15 protein-coding genes are annotated in these 19,899 nt (G+C 41.2%); 6 read left to right on the forward strand and 9 right to left on the reverse strand.

From position 1 onward, the window contains the following. Positions 1 to 120: 120 nt before the first annotated feature. From cysC to cobA, 5 genes are all read right to left on the reverse strand, one after another. Positions 121 to 738: an adenylyl-sulfate kinase gene (gene cysC / locus SJ2017_RS17290; RefSeq protein ID WP_055025135.1), complete on the reverse strand. Its 618-nt coding sequence runs from the start codon at positions 736 to 738 to the stop codon at positions 121 to 123. A 30-nt stretch (positions 739 to 768) separates the two neighbouring features. Further along, positions 769 to 2,496, reverse strand: a complete 1,728-nt coding sequence (locus SJ2017_RS17295; RefSeq protein WP_055025134.1) for an SLC13 family permease — start codon at positions 2,494 to 2,496, stop codon at positions 769 to 771. A gap of 3 nt (positions 2,497 to 2,499) precedes the next feature. Continuing rightward, complete coding sequence (cysN, locus tag SJ2017_RS17300; RefSeq protein WP_055025133.1) at positions 2,500 to 3,942, reverse strand: sulfate adenylyltransferase subunit CysN; 1,443 nt, start codon at positions 3,940 to 3,942, stop codon at positions 2,500 to 2,502. A 74-nt stretch (positions 3,943 to 4,016) separates the two neighbouring features. Continuing rightward, a complete protein-coding gene (gene cysD / locus SJ2017_RS17305) occupies positions 4,017 to 4,925 on the reverse strand; it encodes a sulfate adenylyltransferase subunit CysD (protein WP_055025132.1) in 909 nt (302 codons plus the stop codon). Between the two features lie 56 nt (positions 4,926 to 4,981). Next, on the reverse strand, positions 4,982 to 5,803 hold the full coding sequence (cobA, locus tag SJ2017_RS17310; RefSeq protein ID WP_055025131.1) for a uroporphyrinogen-III C-methyltransferase: 822 nt from the start codon (positions 5,801 to 5,803) through the stop codon (positions 4,982 to 4,984). 290 nt (positions 5,804 to 6,093) lie between these two features. Between cobA and SJ2017_RS17315 the strand changes: the two genes are divergently transcribed. Next, positions 6,094 to 6,957, forward strand: coding sequence for a phospholipase A (locus tag SJ2017_RS17315; RefSeq protein WP_055025194.1), 864 nt, complete (start codon positions 6,094 to 6,096; stop codon positions 6,955 to 6,957). 70 nt (positions 6,958 to 7,027) lie between these two features. Here SJ2017_RS17315 and SJ2017_RS17320 read toward each other — a convergent pair whose 3' ends face one another. The 4 genes from SJ2017_RS17320 to SJ2017_RS17335 all read right to left on the reverse strand — a co-directional run bounded on the left by SJ2017_RS17320 (position 7,028) and on the right by SJ2017_RS17335 (position 13,745). Continuing rightward, positions 7,028 to 8,749 (reverse strand): hypothetical protein, encoded by a 1,722-nt coding sequence (locus tag SJ2017_RS17320; protein ID WP_080917515.1) that lies wholly within the window; start codon positions 8,747 to 8,749, stop codon positions 7,028 to 7,030. Positions 8,750 to 9,415: 666 nt separating this feature from the next. Further along, positions 9,416 to 10,159 carry a phosphoadenylyl-sulfate reductase gene (locus SJ2017_RS17325; protein WP_080916623.1) on the reverse strand — a complete coding sequence of 248 codons (744 nt, stop codon included), beginning with the start codon at positions 10,157 to 10,159 and terminating at the stop codon, positions 9,416 to 9,418. Between the two features lie 32 nt (positions 10,160 to 10,191). Beyond that, the gene (cysI, locus tag SJ2017_RS17330) at positions 10,192 to 11,883 is read right to left on the reverse strand and encodes an assimilatory sulfite reductase (NADPH) hemoprotein subunit (RefSeq protein WP_080917516.1); all 1,692 of its coding nucleotides are present in this window, start codon (positions 11,881 to 11,883) and stop codon (positions 10,192 to 10,194) included. 77 nt (positions 11,884 to 11,960) lie between these two features. After that, positions 11,961 to 13,745, reverse strand: coding sequence for an assimilatory sulfite reductase (NADPH) flavoprotein subunit (locus SJ2017_RS17335; protein WP_080916624.1), 1,785 nt, complete (start codon positions 13,743 to 13,745; stop codon positions 11,961 to 11,963). A 346-nt stretch (positions 13,746 to 14,091) separates the two neighbouring features. On the opposite strand from SJ2017_RS17335, the gene SJ2017_RS17340 reads away from it, so the two are divergent. From SJ2017_RS17340 to SJ2017_RS17360, 5 genes are all read left to right on the forward strand, one after another. Then, the gene (locus tag SJ2017_RS17340) at positions 14,092 to 15,279 is read left to right on the forward strand and encodes an NAD(P) transhydrogenase subunit alpha (protein ID WP_080916626.1); all 1,188 of its coding nucleotides are present in this window, start codon (positions 14,092 to 14,094) and stop codon (positions 15,277 to 15,279) included. Positions 15,280 to 15,284: 5 nt separating this feature from the next. Continuing rightward, on the forward strand, positions 15,285 to 15,560 hold the full coding sequence (locus SJ2017_RS17345) for an NAD(P) transhydrogenase subunit alpha part 2 (protein WP_055025191.1): 276 nt from the start codon (positions 15,285 to 15,287) through the stop codon (positions 15,558 to 15,560). Between the two features lie 5 nt (positions 15,561 to 15,565). After that, the gene (locus SJ2017_RS17350) at positions 15,566 to 16,945 is read left to right on the forward strand and encodes an NAD(P)(+) transhydrogenase (Re/Si-specific) subunit beta (RefSeq protein WP_055025127.1); all 1,380 of its coding nucleotides are present in this window, start codon (positions 15,566 to 15,568) and stop codon (positions 16,943 to 16,945) included. A gap of 389 nt (positions 16,946 to 17,334) precedes the next feature. Beyond that, a complete protein-coding gene (locus SJ2017_RS17355) occupies positions 17,335 to 18,348 on the forward strand; it encodes a sensor domain-containing diguanylate cyclase (protein ID WP_080916627.1) in 1,014 nt (337 codons plus the stop codon). A 182-nt stretch (positions 18,349 to 18,530) separates the two neighbouring features. Continuing rightward, a complete protein-coding gene (locus tag SJ2017_RS17360) occupies positions 18,531 to 19,892 on the forward strand; it encodes a MipA/OmpV family protein (protein ID WP_080916629.1) in 1,362 nt (453 codons plus the stop codon). Positions 19,893 to 19,899: the final 7 nt, after the last annotated feature.

Here is a 19,899-nt window from a genome sequence, read left to right on the forward strand (position 1 = left end):
GATGTTAACGTTCTTCTTGATGAAAAACGCAAATGTTAACATTGAAGACTAAAAATAGTCTAAAAGTAAAACACGGCACAAGCAAAGCACTTATACCGTGTCAAAAATAGTGAGGAATGGTTAAGCTAGTGCAGAAAGCTGCTTCCCATCGATCACTTGAATGGCGCTTAAGTAATCCAGCAAGGTATTTACTTGAGTGGTTAAATCACCTTTACTGGTATCAATGGTCAATTCAGCTGCAAGGGGCTGCTCATAAGGCGAAGATATGCCAGTAAAATTCGCTATTTCTCCACTTCTTGCTTTGGCATAAAGCCCTTTAGGATCGCGAGCTTCACAGACACTCAAAGGCGTTGATACATGAATTTCAATGAACTTCCCCTCAGGAAATAATGCTCTCACGCGTTCTCTTTCTGCCAAAGTCGGTGAAATAAAAGCTGATAGCACCACTAAACCAGCATCAACCATTAACTTAGCAACTTCACCGACACGACGTAGATTTTCGTCTCGGTCTTCCAAGCTAAAGCCTAAATCTTTACATAAACCATGACGAACATTGTCACCATCAAGTAGATAGGTATGGAAGCCTGACTCAAATAAAGCTCGTTCAAGTGCTCCCGCTAACGTTGACTTACCTGAACCTGAAAGCCCTGTAAACCAAAGCAACACTGGACTTTGACCTTTCTGGTCACCTCTGGCGGCTTGGTCAATTACATGTTGATGCCATACTATGTCTGTCATAAAGACTCCAAATTCAGCCTAATTTGCTGATTACTTAAAAGGAAATACGATTGGTACAACAGAAATCACAACCGCAGAATAAAGCACCGACATCGGTAACCCTAAACGAACAAAATCACTAAACTTATAATTGCCTGCGTTAAATACCATGAGATTAGTTTGATAACTGTAAGGCGAAATAAAACTGGCACTTGCCCCAAAAACTACCGCCATGATGAAAGGTCTTGGATCCAGTCCATAATTAACGGCTACGGCATAGGCAACAGGAAAAGACAGCGCAGCTGCAGCATTGTTGGTTATCAACTCAGTGAGAATCAAAGTAACAAAGTAAATCCCCACAAAAGCCGCAAAATAGCCATATCCATTCAACACGCCAAGCATTCCTTGCGCCATGACATCCGCAAGCCCTGTTTCAAGCATTAAATTTGCTAGACCCAGTGCACTACCAACAATCACCACCAGCTCTATAGGAAATCGACGTTTAATTTCGGTCATATTCACAGCACCAATCGCCAGCAAGCCTAATAGCAACAGCACCAAGCCTTTAGCTAAGGGTAAGATATTTGCAATACTGGCTAATATGGTTATAGCAAAGCCAAACAAAACTAAATTACTGCGTTTGCTATCTAACCTAACGCTAAGATCTAGGCCGCTAATGGCAGCAAAATCCGTAGTTAACCTCGGATTAGTCGAAAAGCTATCGCCAGGCGTAATCAATAAAACATCACCTGGTTGTAATTCAATATCGCCAAGCCCCCCTTTTAACGGAAGGTGACCACGCCTAATTGCCATTACAGCCGCATCGTACTCTTCACGAAAACGCGCATCCTTTAAGCTAGTTCCCACTAATTTAGACGCAGGAGACAGCACTGCTTCTACAAGGTTTTGACCTTTAGCTTGTTGCTTGCCGAACCACTCCAAACCATCAAATTGATGCAATAGTTCAACTGACTCAACAGCACCACTAAAACGCAGTACATCGCCAGCTTGCAGCACTAACTGAGGTGGCACTGGACAGATTCGAATACCACTGCGCTCTAACTCGACTAAATACAATTTTTTAAGCGCGCGTAAACGGTTATCGACAACACTTTTACCCACCAAGGCAGATGTATCGGCGACATGCGCTTCTAACAAATAAGGTAATGACTCTTCTGCCGTATCTACCCGCCTATCAGGAAGTGTATTGGCGATTAACATTAACAACACGATGCCGCTTACAACCAGTACGATACCAACCAATGTAAATTCAAAAAAACCAAGCGGTTTCAAGTTGGCATTTTCAACAAACGAATTAACGATTAAGTTAGTTGAGGTGCCAATTAATGTGAGCGTGCCCCCTAATATCGCAGCATAATTTAGCGGTAGTAGAAGCTTAGCTGGCGCATGGGTTTGATTGCGGCGAACAACACCAATCAGTGAAGCAACAACAGCCGTATTGTTTGTAAATGATGATAATAAAGCAGTAGAAACACCCAACTTAGCTAACGTCATTGGCAGTGAACTATTGCCTATCATTTGACTCAGCCTCGCCAAGAGGGATGTCTTCTCTAAGGCAATCGCTGCTAACACGAGCAAGATTAAGGTAATTAAGCCGTTATTGGTAAAGCCAACAAGTGCACTCGATATATCAACCAACCCGAATAAGTAAGTGGTTAACAGTGCAAAAAAGAACAGTGCGGCAGGCGACGCAAGACCAGCGACTAACCCGCCAACCAAGGCAATTAATATAATAGCCAGCTGCCACACTTCACTCATTGATTATTTTCCAAAGACACTAATATCTTTCGCTTCCCAATGAGGGTAATGCTTACGTATTAGTGCATTTAACTCAACTTCAAATGGAGTAAATTGAGAGTCAGCTTGCAAACTACCTTGCTGACCTGCAACAACCATCGCAGCCCCAACAGTTGCATTGGTTAGACGATCGATAACGATCATGCCGCCAGTGTCACGCACTAATGTATAAGGATCTAAAATAATCGATTCAGTGAGCTCTAAATGGACTCTTGCAATTGCATTCAATGGCAGACTGTCAGCATCACTTTTTGCTAGTGTATTCACATCAACCACATATTCGATTGAACTAACACTTGCTTGAGTCTTTTTACCTGCCACTTTAACGTCATACTGAACACCAATCTGTAGAGGTTTTTCATCCATCCACACAATGTCAGCCTGAATTTGGTTTGCTAGTGCAGGTGCACTGTCGGGCTTTGCAATTAAGTCGCCACGGGAAATATCAATTTCATCTTCTAATGTAATTGTAATGGCTTGACCTGCAACCGCTTCTTCTAAATCACCGTCAAAAGTGACCAAGCGAGCAACCTTGCTACGCTTACCAGAAGGTAGAGCAACGACCTCATCACCGACTTTAAATGAACCAGAGGCTAAAGTGCCGGAGAAACCTCTAAAGTCTAGATTTGGGCGCTGAACATATTGCACAGGGAATCGAGCTGGCAAGTCGGCTAATTCACGCTGTGTATCAATGGTTTCTAATAGCTCTAATAAAGTGCCACCTTGATACCAGTCAGTTTGCGAACTGCGGTCAACAACATTGTCACCTTTAAGCGCTGACAGTGGCACAAAGTGAAGGTCAAGCTCGCCAAAATCTTTAACGAACTCTTTAAAGTCGGCTTCTATTTTATTGAATACTGACTCATCAAATGCCATTAAATCCATCTTGTTTACAGCGACAACAAAATGCTTAATGCCCACTAACGATGCAATAAATGCATGACGTTTAGTTTGTGTTTGCACGCCGTAACGAGCATCCACTAGAATTACAGCTAAATCACAGGTTGATGCACCTGTTGCCATGTTACGGGTGTACTGCTCGTGGCCTGGGGTATCTGAAATAATAAATTTACGTTTTTCACTCGAGAAGTAGCGATACGCTACATCAATCGTAATACCCTGCTCTCGTTCAGCCTGTAAACCATCAACTAATAGCGCTAAATCAATTTCATCGCCTGTCGTTCCCATTTTGGCGCTATCATTTTTAATACTTGCTAACTGATCTTCATAGATTTGCGCACTATCGTGTAATAAACGGCCAATTAAAGTACTTTTACCGTCATCCACACTGCCACAAGTCAAAAAGCGTAATAAGCCTTTATTCTGCTGAAGCGCTAAATATTCCTTCACACCATGCTGCTCGATTTCAGCTGCCATTTTGGTGGTATTATTCACTGCTTGATCCATAATTTTTCTCACTTACATTCTTTACGATGACATTCGTATCAATTCAATTATCGAAAACCATTCACCACAGAAAATTAGAAATACCCTTGACGTTTTTTAAGTTCCATAGAGGCACTTTGATCAGAGTCAATAAGACGCCCTTCTCGCTCACTTGAGCGGGTTAGCAGCATTTCTTCAATAATCTTTTCTAAGGTGTCTGCTTCAGAATTCATTGCCGCAGTTAATGGGTAACAGCCTAAGGTTCTAAAACGCACCTTCTGATAAGTCACTTCTTCATTTGGCTCTAATGGCATTCTGTCATCGTCTTTAAGGATCAACTGGCTTCCTTTTTGTACTACAGGACGTTCAGCCGCAAAATATAACGGAACAAGCTCAATGTTTTCTTGATAGATATATTGCCAAATATCTAACTCTGTCCAATTTGATAATGGAAATACGCGAATGCTTTCGCCTTTATTGACTGCGCCATTGTATGTACGCCATAACTCAGGTCGTTGATTTTTAGGATCCCAACGGTGATGTTTATCCCTAAACGAATAAACACGCTCTTTAGCACGAGACTTTTCTTCATCACGACGTGCTCCACCAAAAGCAGCATCAAACCCATATTGGTTAAGAGCTTGCTTTAAGCCTTGAGTTTTCATGATATCAGTGTGCTTAGAACTACCATGGTCAAAAGGGTTAATGCCTTGAGCAACGCCCTCTGGGTTTTGATGTGTCAGTAATTCAAAACCAAATTTTTTGGCTTGTTCATCACGGAACTTAATCATCTCTTTAAACTTCCAGCCTGTATCAACATGCAATAAAGGAAATGGGATCTTGCCAGGGTAGAAAGCTTTACGGGCCAGATGTAGCATTACCGAAGAGTCTTTACCAATTGAATACAGCATCACTGGGTTATCAAACTCAGCTGCGACTTCACGAATGATCTGGATACTCTCAGCTTCCAGTTGTTCTAAATGGCTTAATGAACGACTTGCCATGATTACTCTCCATTACCAAGACTGCAAAACAGTTAGAAATTAATAAATTGGGTAAATTACAATCCAAGGGCTGTAATTTCTGAATGTATTTGGGAAGTCGTTGCGGATGCTGGTGTAAACCAGTTTAACGTTTCCGCAAGCTCAACTACTTCACCGATAATCATCAGCGCAGGCATTTCAAGTGCTGCATCTGCCGCTAATTGGGGTAAGTCACTTAACTTACCGATAAATCTTTGTTGTAAAGCCGTGGTTGCTTTAGACACAATAGCCACTGGTGTATCAGGATGTCGGCCATGGCTCATTAAGCCTTCGCTGATAATATTGGCATTCAAAATACCCATATACACCACTAAGGTGTTGGATGAATTAGCATAGCCTTGCCAATCCATCGGTCGACTCTCCAACTGGCAATGCCCAGTAATAAACGACACTCCTTGAGCATAATCTCGGTGAGTGAGTGGAATTCCAGCATAAGCTGCTGTACCACTAGCGGCTGTAATACCGGGGACGACTTCAAATTCAACATCACTTTTAACTAAAGTTTGGAGCTCTTCTCCACCGCGACCAAAAATAAATGGGTCGCCACCCTTTAAACGAACCACATTTTTACGGGTATACGCTTTAGTCACTAATAATTGATTAATCTCATCTTGTGCAGCACTGTGTTTACCAACACGCTTACCTACAGCTATTTTTTCTGCAGCAGCAGGAATAAGATCCAGAATTTCTTGGCTAACAAGTGCATCATAAAGTACCGCATCAGCTTGTTTAATAACGCGATAAGCTTTTAACGTGAGTAGTTCAACATCACCGGGACCAGCACCGACCAACCATACTTTGCCTTTAGCCTGCTGACCAGGCATTGATACTAATTCCATGACCTACTTACCTTTCGATAATTAATTAAGGGTAAATATAGCGGTTTATATATTCCACATATAATATGTATTGATTAGCTTTTATTCCTTTTAGTTATATACAGAGCTATCTATTAATCTTTTTTCAGTACATATTACGCTGCTAGTATTTGCACTTTGTTGTCTTATATTTGTTTTATAAATGCGTAAGTTTTGTTTCACCTTTGTATCCGCGGTGATAACCTATGACGAAAATTAAGTAAAAAGGGAATTCAATGAGAACATTTTTTGGCATCGCTTTGACGATATGCATGCTCTATGACGTTTCTCAACTCGCATTCGCAAATGAGTCATTAGTTGATGAACGAGTAAAGAGTGAGACAGAGACATCTGAAAAACGCTTCGTGATCACACCTCATAAGGTGAATTACATCCTGCCTTACACTTACAATGACACCCCGAATACTGCTCCATACGTCGACTTTAAGACGGGTAACGACGACGCTGATGAGCACGTTGATAATGCTGAAGCTAAGTTTCAAATAAGCTTCAAATTTCCTCTTTGGTACAATGTTTTTGGTGATAATGGCCATTTATTTTTTGCTTATACCAACCAATCTTATTGGCAGGTATATAACAAAGACATCTCATCTCCTTTCAGAGAAACTAATCACGAACCTGAAATTTTTATGTTATTCAACAATGACTGGGAAGTTGCAGGCCTAAGAAACTCATTTTGGGGCCTTGGCGCTGTCCATCAATCAAATGGGAAGTCAGGAAGTTTATCTCGTAGCTGGAATCGTATTTATGGCGAAATGGTTTTTGATCGTGGCCCTTTTGCACTCGGATTTAAAGCGTGGTATCGCATTCCTGAAGATGAGAAAGAAACTCCAACATCAGCAGATGGTGATGACAACCCAGATATCGGCGATTACATGGGGAATTTTGAAGTGACGGCGATTTATGGTCTAGGTGAACATCGCTTTACCTTAATGGGACGTAACAATTTAGATAGCCCCAATAAAGGCGCAATAGAAGCAACCTGGAGTTACCCTATACTAGGTAACCTTAGATTATATACACAATACTTTAACGGTTATGGCGAGAGCATGATTGATTATAATCACCATAACCAACGTATCGGTATTGGCGTATCAATTAACGACATTTTATAACGCTGACAAATAAGTAAATAAAAAAGGTGAACCGCAAAGGTTCACCTTTTTTATTAGTAATCATAATGATTTATTTTGCTTTGCTATTCGCTTTGGTAGAGATAGCAAGGCCTTTATCGGTGACATCGAAAGTAAACTGCATGCGCATATCATAATCTTTCAAAGCAGAAATCTCTTCAGGAATAGGTTCACCACTGTCTTCAATCAGTTTCAACACTGGCGTGAGAAGTTTCTGACAGTCTAACGACATTGCTGTTAAGCCGTTAGCGACCACTTGCTCATCATTTAGCTGATTCGCTAATGCTTCACCTTTTTCACCGCTATAAATCACAATATGCTGGTCTTTAACCGCCATTTTAGCAGTGACGCCAAGCTCAGGCGGTAACATTAGGTATGGAGTGACATCGACCGCATCACCATTCTTAGTGAGTTCAACATTCGCTAACTGAGGTACAAAAGGCTTAACCATGTTGAGTAACATATCAGGATCATTGGCAGAAAGAGCAATTAACGAATCTAACTGCTTAAATCCAGGCTCACCATTTTCATCAGTTAAGGTGAAGTCGATGATAGATGCACTAACGCCTTGCACGCCATTCGCCATACCAGTCATCATGCCGAGCATCGCCGGATTTTGTTCGCTTAAGCCATATTGCATTTGCGCTAGCGCTTCACACTGATAACTCGGAGTTTGCAGATCTTGCCAAATTTCAGTCAATGCCGGCGCCAATTGCATCACATTCAAACCAATGCCTACAGAAGCTACATTGTCATTGAGGTTTTGGGCAAAACCAGGAATAAAGCCACGCATTTTAGTCAATGCACCTAGTATCACTTGGTTATTAGACTCAATCACGACTTTTGCATCAAAATTAGTTTGCTTTCTATCAACGGAGAAAGACGTTAATCCCATCACCGTTTTTGGCCAATTAGCAGCAATAGCACCAAACTCAGCTTTACATTCTGGAGTTTTGAATTCAGCGAATGGATCACTTTGAGTACCATCCATCTCAACCAGTTTAGTCAGTTGCTTCGCCAACATATTACCATCAGAGGAAGTTAATCCTTTCACTAACTCCACATGGTTAACAAAGCTGATGCTGTCTTGTAAGAAGCCATGTGTAGACGTAATGTTTTCGATGACATTAGTATCACTGATAGGGTTATCGACTTTCGTTAGCCCTAAAGCGGTTTCTAACAACGAAGCTTGGTTAAACGAAGTGTTTAAAGTAATCGTCAACCAGCCGTCTTGTTGTGCAAAAACCATATCAATGGTTTCATCTTCTGCAATCAGAGGATAAGCACGATATTCAAGGCCTTTAATCGACTCAGCTTTATGCACTAAGCCACTCTCTTCAGACGCCTTATCTAATAAAGCCCAAATTGCCGCCTCATTCTCAACCTGAATTTTGAATACCGGTAATGCACCTAAAGTGTATGTATAAGATTCAATTTGAGAAGGAAAACCAAACGTTTTTAAGAATAAATCTGGGTTTTCAAAACTGGTTAGATAGCTCTTATATAAGCTAACAAAAAAACGCTCTTGTTCAGTGCTAAAAGGGCCTGCTTGCTCTAACTGCTCAAGTGAAGCTTTGCTATTTAATCCCATTGGCATGGAATATAAATAATCTTCCAGAGGAAATGGCGTTAGCTGACCTGAAAATAGTAAGGTGTCAGCCGGAATGTATTGCAACATTTCATTCGCTGAAACAGCGTTATCTTCTTTACTTGTGAGTACATAAGCACCAGCACCAACTGCAATAACAGCCGCAGCAATTGCGAGTTTTTTCATTTTTTGCTCCATAAATTACATGCACATTAAAACAAGTCACTCTTCCTTGAGAGTTATTGGTTTAGTTTTGAGTTCAATTAGGTTAATGCGACACATCAACATCAATTTTTAATAGCTAGCGCAATAACTTAGCATTATTTTTTAATGAATCACAGAAAACGGGCAGGATAAGCCATCATTTACAAAATATTTGCCAAAAAATGTTTAATGGCTGACAAGTCGATGATATCGAGTAAACGATAAACGAAGGGAAATTTCTCGGTAAGTCACCCAAAAGTGACTTACCGAGAAATCAAAGTTGATTGCACTTACGCTAGCAAGCCAATCACTGGGCACTCGATAAATCGAGTGAGGCTTTTGGAGGTACTGGGTGAGCAACAACCCACCTAAAGTGTCGACAAAAACCATCTACGGGAACTTTCTAATTTAGACTATAAAATTAACTTGTGCATAATTTTAAAGTCGATTTTTGACGAAAAAATGTCACCAGATATAAAATCAGTCAATAGTCTTAATTGAGCGAACAATATACCCCAATTGAATGAGGTTAAACGCTAGATAAATAAAGCTTAACCAAACTATTTTATTCATTGATTTTATGCAAAATAAAAAATATCAGCACGGATGCTGATATTTTAAGCCGGTCAATCACGCTTGAATACACAACTATATTTCGTAGTGTAAACCACACTCACGCTTTAAACCGTTGAAACGTGTTTCTTCTTCGCTCATCCCAAGCTCTAACGGCTTACTAGAGTGAGTATCACCCACCGAAACATACCCTTGGTCCCATAAAGGATGATAAGGCAAATCATGTTTGGTTAAATATTCATGCACGTCTTTATTAGTCCATTCAATAATCGGCAGTAATTTAAAACGATTTCCGTGAATGGCTAAAATAGGTAACGCTTCACGGGTGCTTGCCTGTGAGCGACGAAGTCCAGCAAACCAAGTACCAACATTGAGTTCGTTTAAAGCGCGCTGCATAGGCTCAACTTTATTGATACGGTTGTATTTCTCTAAACCATCAAGTCCTTGTTCCCACAGTTTTCCGTAACGCGCTTCTTGCCAAGCAGACGATTCGCTTGCTTTATAAACGTTAAGATTTAGCTCCAATCTTTCTGTGAGCTGATCAATAAATTGATAAGTTTCAGGAAACAAATAACCAGTATCAGTCAACACGACAGGAATATCAGCTTGTGCTTGGCTTACCATATGCAACATAACCGCAGCTTGTATACCAAAGCTAGATGATAATGCATGTTCGCCCGGCAACAGTGCTAAGCCCCAAGTCACACGTTCTTGTGCTGTTAATCCAGCTAAAAACTCATTCACTTGCGCTAATACAATAGCCTGCTCCTCTTTAGGAGCAGTCAGTAGCGCAAGCAATTCATTTTGATTAATCATCATTAATCCCTCATTGGTAAGACTCAATTAGAGCCTTAACCATGAAAATCTTTCGCAGCATCATTCACTGCTTTCACGATGCCATGACGAACGGTAAAGTTACCAAAAGTTTCGCCAGCATCACGCTCTTGTACATACAAACCAAACAAGTTGTCTAATTCAGCTAAAATCTCAGCTTCTTGAATGTTTTCTTTGTACATTTTATTTAATCGCGTACCTTCAAAGCTTGCGCCTAGGTATAAGTTATATCGCCCAGGAGCTTTGCCAACTAAACCAATCTCGGCCGCAAAGGGTCTTGCACAGCCATTAGGGCAGCCTGTCATACGCACCACGATGGCTTGTTCGCTAATACCATGTTTCGTCTGTAAAGCATCAATATGGTCAATAAACTCAGGAAAATAACGCTCAGCTTCCGCCATCGCTAAAGGACATGTAGGCAAAGCAACACAGGCAATTGAATGACCACGGGTCTGACTGATTAACTTACCAAAAAAGCCATGTTGGCGAGCAAGATCTTCAATCGCTGCTTTATCTTCTTCTGCAACACCAGCAATAATCATATTTTGATTAGATGTCATTCTAAAATCGCCTTTATGAATTTTGGCAATTTCACGTAAACCCGTTTGTAATGTTTGACCTTCAACATCTTTAATACGACCGCTTTCTATAAATAAGGTCAAGTGCCATTTATTATCAACACCTTTAACCCAACCATATCGATCGCCTCGATCGCCAATCATGACATCACGTTTGGGTTCAAAATTGACACCTGCACGTTTTTCAACTTCAGCTTTAAATTCAGCAACGCCATGATCAACTATGGTGTACTTTAAACGTGAACGCTTACGATTAACACGATTACCCCAATCACGTTGAACTGTCATGACTGCTTCTGCAAACTTGATCACATCTGCAGTTTTAATAAATCCAAAATCATCAGCTAATCTTGGGAACGTTTCCACTTCACCATGCGTTGAGCCCATGCCACCGCCAGCAACTAAATTAAAGCCAACGAGCTCACCTGCTTCTGCCACTGCAACAAAACCTAAATCGTTGGTATACACGTCCACGTCATTATCTGGCGGTACAGCAACGGCCATTTTGAATTTACGTGGTAGGTAGGTTTTACCGTAAACAGGTTCATTAGTTTCAGTGTCTAATAACTTTTCTTCATCTAACCAAATCTCGGCATAAGCGCGAGTATGAGGCAATAAATGATCTGACAACTCTTTTGCTACAGCATAAGCCTGTTGATGTAGTTTGGACTCAACAGGATTTGGGTTACACATCACGTTACGGTTAACATCACCACAAGCTGCAATCGAATCTAATGCTGCCCTATCTAAATCTTGGATCAGGGTTTTCAAATTACGCTTAGGAATGCCGTGATATTGAAAAGTTTGACGTGTCGTTAAACGAATACTATTCGAGGTTGTTAATGTTGATGAAATACGATCAACATCTAACCATTGTTCAGGCGAACAAATACCACCTGGCACACGAGCACGCAGCATGAAACTATATAAAGGCTCTAGCTTTTGCTCTTTACGCTCATTCCTTAAATCACGATCATCTTGCTGATAAAAACCATGAAACTTAATTAATTGCTGATCGCCATCACTAAATGATCCCGTGACTTGGGTATCTAAACCTTCTTTAATCGTGCCACGCAAATAATCACTGTCGGTTTTTAAGTACTCGTTTACTGCTAATTTTTGCTCACTCATCATGTGGCCTCTATCAATGCTTTGCTCACGCCAGCGTTCATCTTTCTAGCGCATATCTTGTTTTGTTTTTATGGCAATTAGTAAACGTCTTTTTGATAACGTTTGGCGCTACGTAATTCTTCTAAATAATTTTCGGCACCTGCTTCATCTAAACCACCGTGCTCAATTGCAAGGTTTATCAAGGCTTGATGAACATCTTTGGCCATACGCTCAGCATCACCACAAATATAGAAATGGGCACCATTTTGTAACCAGTTCCATAGGGTTTCACCTTGCTCAGCAATACGATGCTGCACATATACTTTTTCAGCTTGGTCGCGAGAAAATGCCACATCTAATCGGCTTAGCTCACCAGACTTAAGGTATTGTTGCCATTCAACTTGATATAAGAAGTCTTGCTCAAAATGCGGATTACCAAAGAATAACCAGCTATCGCTTTCAACACCGTCAGCAGCACGCTGTTGCATAAATGCTCTGAAAGGCGCAACACCCGTTCCAGGGCCCACCATAATAACGGGAGTGTCATTGCTTTCAGGCAATCTAAAGTGCTTGTTAGGCTCGACATAAACCTTAACTGTTTGTCCTTCTTCAGCAGACGCCAAGAAGTGAGATGCACCGCCAAAACGAGTTTGTCCTTCTCTTTCATCCTCAACTAATGCCACAGTTAAATGCACTTCACTTTCAACTTCAGCTTGGCTAGAAGCAATTGAATACAAACGAGGCGTTAAAGGACGCAATAAGGCAACCAATTTGTCAGCATCAATGGTCACTGGATATTGGGTAATTAAATCGGCTAATTGATGACCTAATACAAACTGTCGTGTTTGTTCTTTATCTGCTGCAATAGCTGTTAATGCGTCATTGCCAGCTAACTCTGCCCATGCGGTAACAAGTCCAGGATAAAGTTGCGTCAGTTCTTTCTTTTCAAGTAAAGCTTGCTCAAGGGTTAGCGTTTGCTTGCTTACTGTCACTTCAGCGTTAGCATCTAACGAAAGGCCCGTTATGACCTCGTTGACTAAACCTGAGCTATTGGTAAACCAGATACCTAGTGCATCACCAGCTTCATAACGTATACCCGATTCACCTAAATCAATCTCTACATGACGAACATCTCTATCAGAATCTCGTCCGGTTAATTTTTGACTAACCAGTATTTCTGCTTCATAAGGCTGCTGCTTGGTGTATTCACTTTCTGCAGAAGATTTTGCAGTATCAATTGATACGACACTTGCGCCACTTGCTTGTACTAAGGGTTCAACGGCAGTTAATACTTGCTCTTGCCAGTTTTCAGCAGCGTCTTCATAGTCCACATCACACTCAACAATAGGCAATAACTCTTTGGCGCCTAATGCAGTTAAACGCTCACTGAAGTCCTTACCTGTCTGGCAGAAAAATTCATAACTGGTATCACCTAAAGCAAGCACAGAAAAATTCAATTGCTCTAGCTTTGGCGCACGCTTCGATGCTAAGAATTTATGCAACTCAATGGCATCATCTGGCGCTTCACCTTCACCATGGGTGCTGACCACTGCAATCAAAATGGTTTCTTGTTTAAGTTGACGAACTTTGTAGTCAGCCATAGAGGCTAGGTTAACAGCAAAACCTTTTGCGCTAGCTTGCGCAGCCAATGTCGTTGCGATGCCTTTGCCGTTACCAGTTTGGCTACCATATAAAATTGTGACCGTTTGAGCAGGAGCAGCCTCTGGTATTTGTGCAACCTGTCCTTGATTAGCGGTCGCTGCTAAATAGCCACTTACCCAAGCTAATTGTGTCGCAGATAACTCAGAAGTGAGCTGCTTTAGCTTATCCACTTGTCCTTCAGACAATGGTGAAGCAAATGAAGAAAGTTCTTTTAACAACATTAGAAGATGGCCCTATAACAGTTTAATGTCATCAGACTACTCCTAATCCTTACAACCAAAAAATAATAAAAATTGCTTTTTTATTCCATTAAGGAATATGCAAAGGCGATTTTTTAAGCTACAAAAGTGTGGTGTAGCGCAAACTTTTAGGTCAGACCTCCGTAAAAATGAGATTTCACGCATTCTTTACTTGTATCAAACCTAAGACTTGCCAGAATGATGCACGTTAAAAATTATGGTACTAGAATTGTTTCTTACTCATCACTGTTAGCGATGGCAGTGTTAAGCACGATGAAGTACTAAAACGACCCGACCCTTCCCTACATATAACTAAGAGGTTGTCCTTTTGAAATTAGGTCTACCGAAAGAGAGTCACTCAGGTGAGCAACGTGTTGCGTTAATCCCTGCCAACGTGACCATTTTAATGAAAAAACAGCTACAAGTGATCGTAGAATCAGGCGCTGGACTACAAGCAGGCTTTACCGATGACGATTACGTCAAGGTTGGAGCCACGATAGCTTCTTCACGAGAAGCCTTACTCACTGAAGCCGATATCATTACAGTGGTAAACTGTAAGGGTGATCAATTTGATGAAATTAGTGCGGTATTAAAACCACATCAATTGGTTATAGGGATGATGGATCCACTGGTAAATCCACAAAACGCCCAAACGATTGCAAATACAGGTGGCAGTGCAATCGCACTTGAGCTGATCCCACGTATTACCCGTGCTCAAAGCATGGATGTATTATCATCAATGGCAACCATTTCAGGTTACAAAGCTGTATTACTTGCAGCCCATAAAGCGCCGCGTTTATTCCCTATGATGATGACAGCAGCAGGCACATTAAAGCCGTCTCGTGCATTCATTATGGGTGTGGGCGTGGCAGGTCTTCAAGCTTGTGCGACGGCAAAACGTTTAGGTGCAGTTGTAGAAGCTTACGATATTCGCCCTGCAGCTAGAGAGCAAATTATCTCTGTTGGAGCAAAGCCTGTTGAGCTGGATATCGAAGCAGAAAACACTGAAACCAAAGGCGGGTATGCCACAGAGCAAAGTGATGACCTCTTAAAACGTCAGCAACAAGCCATGGCTAATGTACTTGCCCAGCAAGATATCGTCATCACCACAGCTGCCATTCCTGGTCGTAAAGCCCCTGTGCTCATCACTAAAGAAATGGTCGATGGCATGAAAAGCGGAACTATCATTGTAGATCTCGCCGCTGAAAGTGGTGGTAACTGCGAGTTAACCCAGGTTGATGAAGTGATTATGCATAACGGCGTAATGATTTTAGGCCCTTCAAATGTACCAAGCACTGCGGCAAATCATGCGAGTCAAATGTACGGCAAAAACGTTGAGAACCTACTGAATTTACTGATTAATAATGAAGGTGAATTGGTTCTTGATTTTGAAGATGAAATTGTACGAGATACGGTTGTTGCTCATGGTAATGATGTGAGTAGCGCTCGCCTGAGAGAGTTACTGAATTTAGCTCCACTCACAGCGCCTGAGTCACCGTCTGAGGAGACAGCATAATGGATATGACACTATTACTTTTACTGACACTATTCGTCGTCGCAGTATTTTTAGGTGTAGAACTCATCACTAAAGTGCCACCAACCTTACATACTCCTTTAATGTCAGGTTCCAATGCCATTTCTGGTATCTCTTTAGTTGGTGCGTTACTTTCTGCTGGTTCTGGGGCAGGAATTATGGTTAATGTCCTTGGTTTTATTGCCGTGGTATTAGCAACAATTAACGTGGTAGGCGGCTATATGGTCACTAACCGTATGCTTGCCATGTTCAAAAGGAAATAGACTCAATGACAACATTTATATATTTAGCTTACCTTGTTGCCGCAGTCTTATTTATCTTAGGTATTAAAGGGTTAACTAAACCACGTACTGCAGTACGTGGTAATCAGCTCTCGGCGATGGGGATGTTTATTGCCGTTGTAGTCACCTTATTTGATCAAAGCATTCTTAGCTATGAATGGATCATCGCAGGGGTGTTATTAGGTGGAACAATCGGCGCAGTGATGGCAACTAAAATTAAAGTCACTGACATGCCTCAAATGGTTGCTTTACTGAATGGTTTTGGTGGTGGTGCCTCGCTAGCAATCGCTGCGGCAAGCTTCCTAGACCCTGCAGCAGCGACCAATACCGTGGCACTAATTTCAATTGGTGCAACAATTATTATTGGCTCTGTCACCCTGTCGGGTTCATTTGTCGCTTTTGCAAAGTTACAAGAACTGATTTCGGGTAACCCAATTAAAGTCCCAGGTAATAAACCATTAAATGTCATCTTGCTGATCAGTGCACTTGCGCTCGCTGTTGCCATTGTAATGGACCCAACTAACACTAGTTTAATGTATGCATTAGTTGCTGTTGCGGTTGTGCTAGGTGTGCTGCTTGTTGTCCCTATTGGCGGCGCAGATATGCCAGTCGTCATTGCACTATTGAACTCTTACTCTGGTATTGCTGCTGCCACAACCGGTTTCATCACCGGTAATACAGTATTGATTGTGTCAGGTTCTTTAGTCGGGGCTTCTGGCATCATCTTGACTCAAATTATGTGTAAAGCAATGAACCGTTCATTGTTTAACGTATTATTTGGTGTCATGGCTGAAGGCGGTGAAAAAGTTGATGCAGATGAAATCTACGCAGGTAAAGTCAAATCAACTTCGCCAGATGAAATCGCCATGATGTTAGAAACGGCTGAGCGTGTGGTCATTGTCCCTGGCTACGGCCTAGCTATGGCGCAAGCACAGCATGCTGTAAGAGAACTTGCCAATGTTCTCCAAAGCCGCGGAACCGATGTGAAGTATGCAATTCACCCAGTTGCTGGCCGAATGCCAGGTCACATGAACGTATTGCTTGCAGAAGCTGAAGTACCTTACGATCAGCTAATCGAAATGGACGAAATTAACCCACAGTTTGAACAAACTGATGTGGCCATCGTCATCGGTGCAAACGACGTCACCAACCCTATGGCGCGTGAAGATAAAGGAAGCCCGATTTATGGCATGCCGATTCTAAACGTTGATAAAGCCAGAACCGTTGTGGTGATTAAGCGTTCATTAAGTCCAGGTTTCGCTGGGTTACCTAACCCACTGTTCGCTATGGATAACTCATTAATGTTATTCGGCGATGGTAAAAAAGGCATCGTTGAGTTAACAGCGAGCTTAAAAGAAGCTGATTAACCCAACCTCTCTAATGAAAAGGCCACGATGTGGCCTTTTTTTATGGCTGAAATAAAATCAAAGCTTAAAAATAACGACAATAAATGAGTATTTCCTAAAACAATAACAGTAAAACTCATTCGCTTTAATTCGTGAAATACTTGTCAACAAGGACACTCCACACCCGAAACCTTAGATTAAGACAGTTTATAAGCCATTATTATCTTGAGTTATTTTCAACATGCTCAATAAAACACCTAAAACACACACCTTGAAGAGTACAATAAATGCGATAGCATTATCGATTCATCAATCTTTAGCTTACAAAATTACACAATTGACTATTTAGGCTAAAAAAAGTACAAAAGTAGATTGAGTTCTTTTCTGACGAACACGGATGATTGACCCATATGGATACCCAAGCTTCGCAACTCAGTGCATTAGCAGCAGAAATAGAGCGGTTAACGCGCGAAAATGAAGCCCTAAAACAACATAACATTCACTTGCAACAGCAGCTTTCAGCAACGCTTGACGGCACAGGGTTGTGTTTGTGGGAGCAACACGTCCCTTCTGGTGATTTACTTATCTATAATCAAGAGTGGGGGTCATTACTGGGTTACACCCGTGAAGAATATGCCGCGAATATGGAAAGTTGGAAAGGAAGTTTGCATCCAGATGATAAAGACTGGGTCATTAAAGCTTTTGAAGATCATATTGAAGGCAAAGAAGACGTGTACCAAGCCGTACATCGAATGATCCACAAAGATGGAAGCGTACGATGGGTTTCTGATCGTGGCAGAATTGTGGAATACACATCAGATGGTAAACCGTTAAAAATCCTCGGCACCCACATCGATATCACCCAAGAAAAACGTTACCAACTCGATTTAGCCAGACTGGCGCATCGCGATCCGCTTACTGATTTACTCAATCGAAACGCAGCTAAAAAAGCGTTCAAATCCTTACAACACGATGCCAACTTTGACTCTGGAACCTTGTTATTTATTGACGTTGATAATTTTAAAATGATCAATGATCATCATGGCCACCGATTTGGTGACCTAGCGCTAATCAATATAAGCCAAACCCTGCAACACTATGCTGATAAGCTATTAGCGAGTAAACAAGTGAGCATTGCTAGAATTGGTGGAGATGAGTTTGTCATTATCACAGCGATTTCAGAATATGAACTCATTAGTATTTTGGCAGGGTCATTAGTGAATCATTACAAGCAGAACGTCACTATAGAAGAAAAGTCGGTATCATTAGGCTTAAGTATCGGCATTAGTTGCTTTGCAAAACACGACACTTTTGCTGAAGTTTGTGAGCAAGCTGATAATGCCATGTACGGCATTAAACAAGCAGGAAAACATAACTATTCTTTTTGGCAACAACCCAAAACCCTTATTCAATCGATTCGCTAATCAATTTCATCAGTAACAAAAGAAGTTAACAGTTTGCTACAAAAAAAGCCGGGGACTGATTACTTTAAAAAACGTCATGCTATAATCCACTAATATTCAATAAAATACATCTGTTAGCCACTAAACAATTTGTAAGTGGTTTGTAAAGTCCATTACTCCATTATTATTGGTATTAAAGAACTATGTCTAACTTCTCTCGCTTATGTGCGATCTTATTATGCACTAGCCCTTTGATGTCTTATGCCAGTGATAATAGCCCTTCAACGGCTACATCTACAAATACAACTCAAACGAGCAAGACACAAGAAAGCGAGTCAGAAAAATACTTTCCTTCAACATGGGGAGTCGGCATTGGCATGCGTCGCGCTGATATTCCTTACGCAACTGAAGCAGATGTTGTTACGGATGTCATGCCATTAATCGAGTTTGAAAATGATTACTTTTTTATTGATGGTTTAGAAGCCGGTGTCCATTTGTGGAGTCATCAAGAACATCAAGTCAATTTATATACTCGATTTCGTTTTGTCGATATTCCTCAAGAATATCAAAATCAAACTCAATCAGATGCGTTTGATTTTGGTGTGCAATATCGCTTTCAAAAAGATGGACTAGAAGCAGATGTTGCCTTTTTAAGTGATGGAGATAAACGCTATTACGCCTATACTCGAACACAATATCACTGGACGGCGGGTGATTGGCAATTAAACCCATATGCAGAATTTCAATGGAAAGGTGATTCATTTAATGAGCACTATTACGGGCTAGATCAAATTGATCCTGGTGCAGGTCTAGCGTTTTCTGCAGGGTTAAATACCCGTTACCACCTTGCCAGTAACCTATACTTGCTTGCCAACTTTGGCGTCACGCGCCTTGAAGATGATATTTATGATTTACCGACAATCGAAAACCAATATCAATTAGAATCCTTCTTCGGTTTTGGTTTTTACCCCGATGCTAAACGACCTAATACCAACCCAATACCTAAGGAAAGTGGTGAGTTTTTAAGGGTCGCGCACGGTTGGGCCACGCCTTCAAACTTAAATGATATCCTAACAGGCAATGCAAAAGGTGACCGTTATAACAACCAAATGACGTCGTTATTTTATGGCATACCCTTAACAGACAATTTATTCACACTCCCAATTGATCTTTATTTTACTGCGGGTGGTGTTTGGCATCATGATTCTGAAGTGCAAGACAATTTAGCTGAAGGTGTCATCGGAGTTAAGGCATTCTATACCTTTGATTTAGGCTGGCGCTTCCGCCTTGGTGTTGCAGAAGGCTTGTCTTATGTGTCTGATGTCACCTACATTGAAGGCAGTGAGTTAGATGAAAAAGATTACCGACCATCAAAGTTACTTAATTATTTAGACTTCTCATTTGACGTCAATCTAGGCGATGTATTTAACCATGCGCCATTACAAAATGCATGGCTAGGTTACAGTATTCATCATCGTTCAGGAATTTTCGAAACAAGCTCAGCTTTCGGGCGCATTAAAGGTGGCAGTAACTACAACACCATCTATGTACAGTGGCATTTCTAAGTTTTTT

It is taken from the genome of Shewanella japonica (assembly GCF_002075795.1).
Taxonomy (GTDB): domain Bacteria; phylum Pseudomonadota; class Gammaproteobacteria; order Enterobacterales; family Shewanellaceae; genus Shewanella; species Shewanella japonica.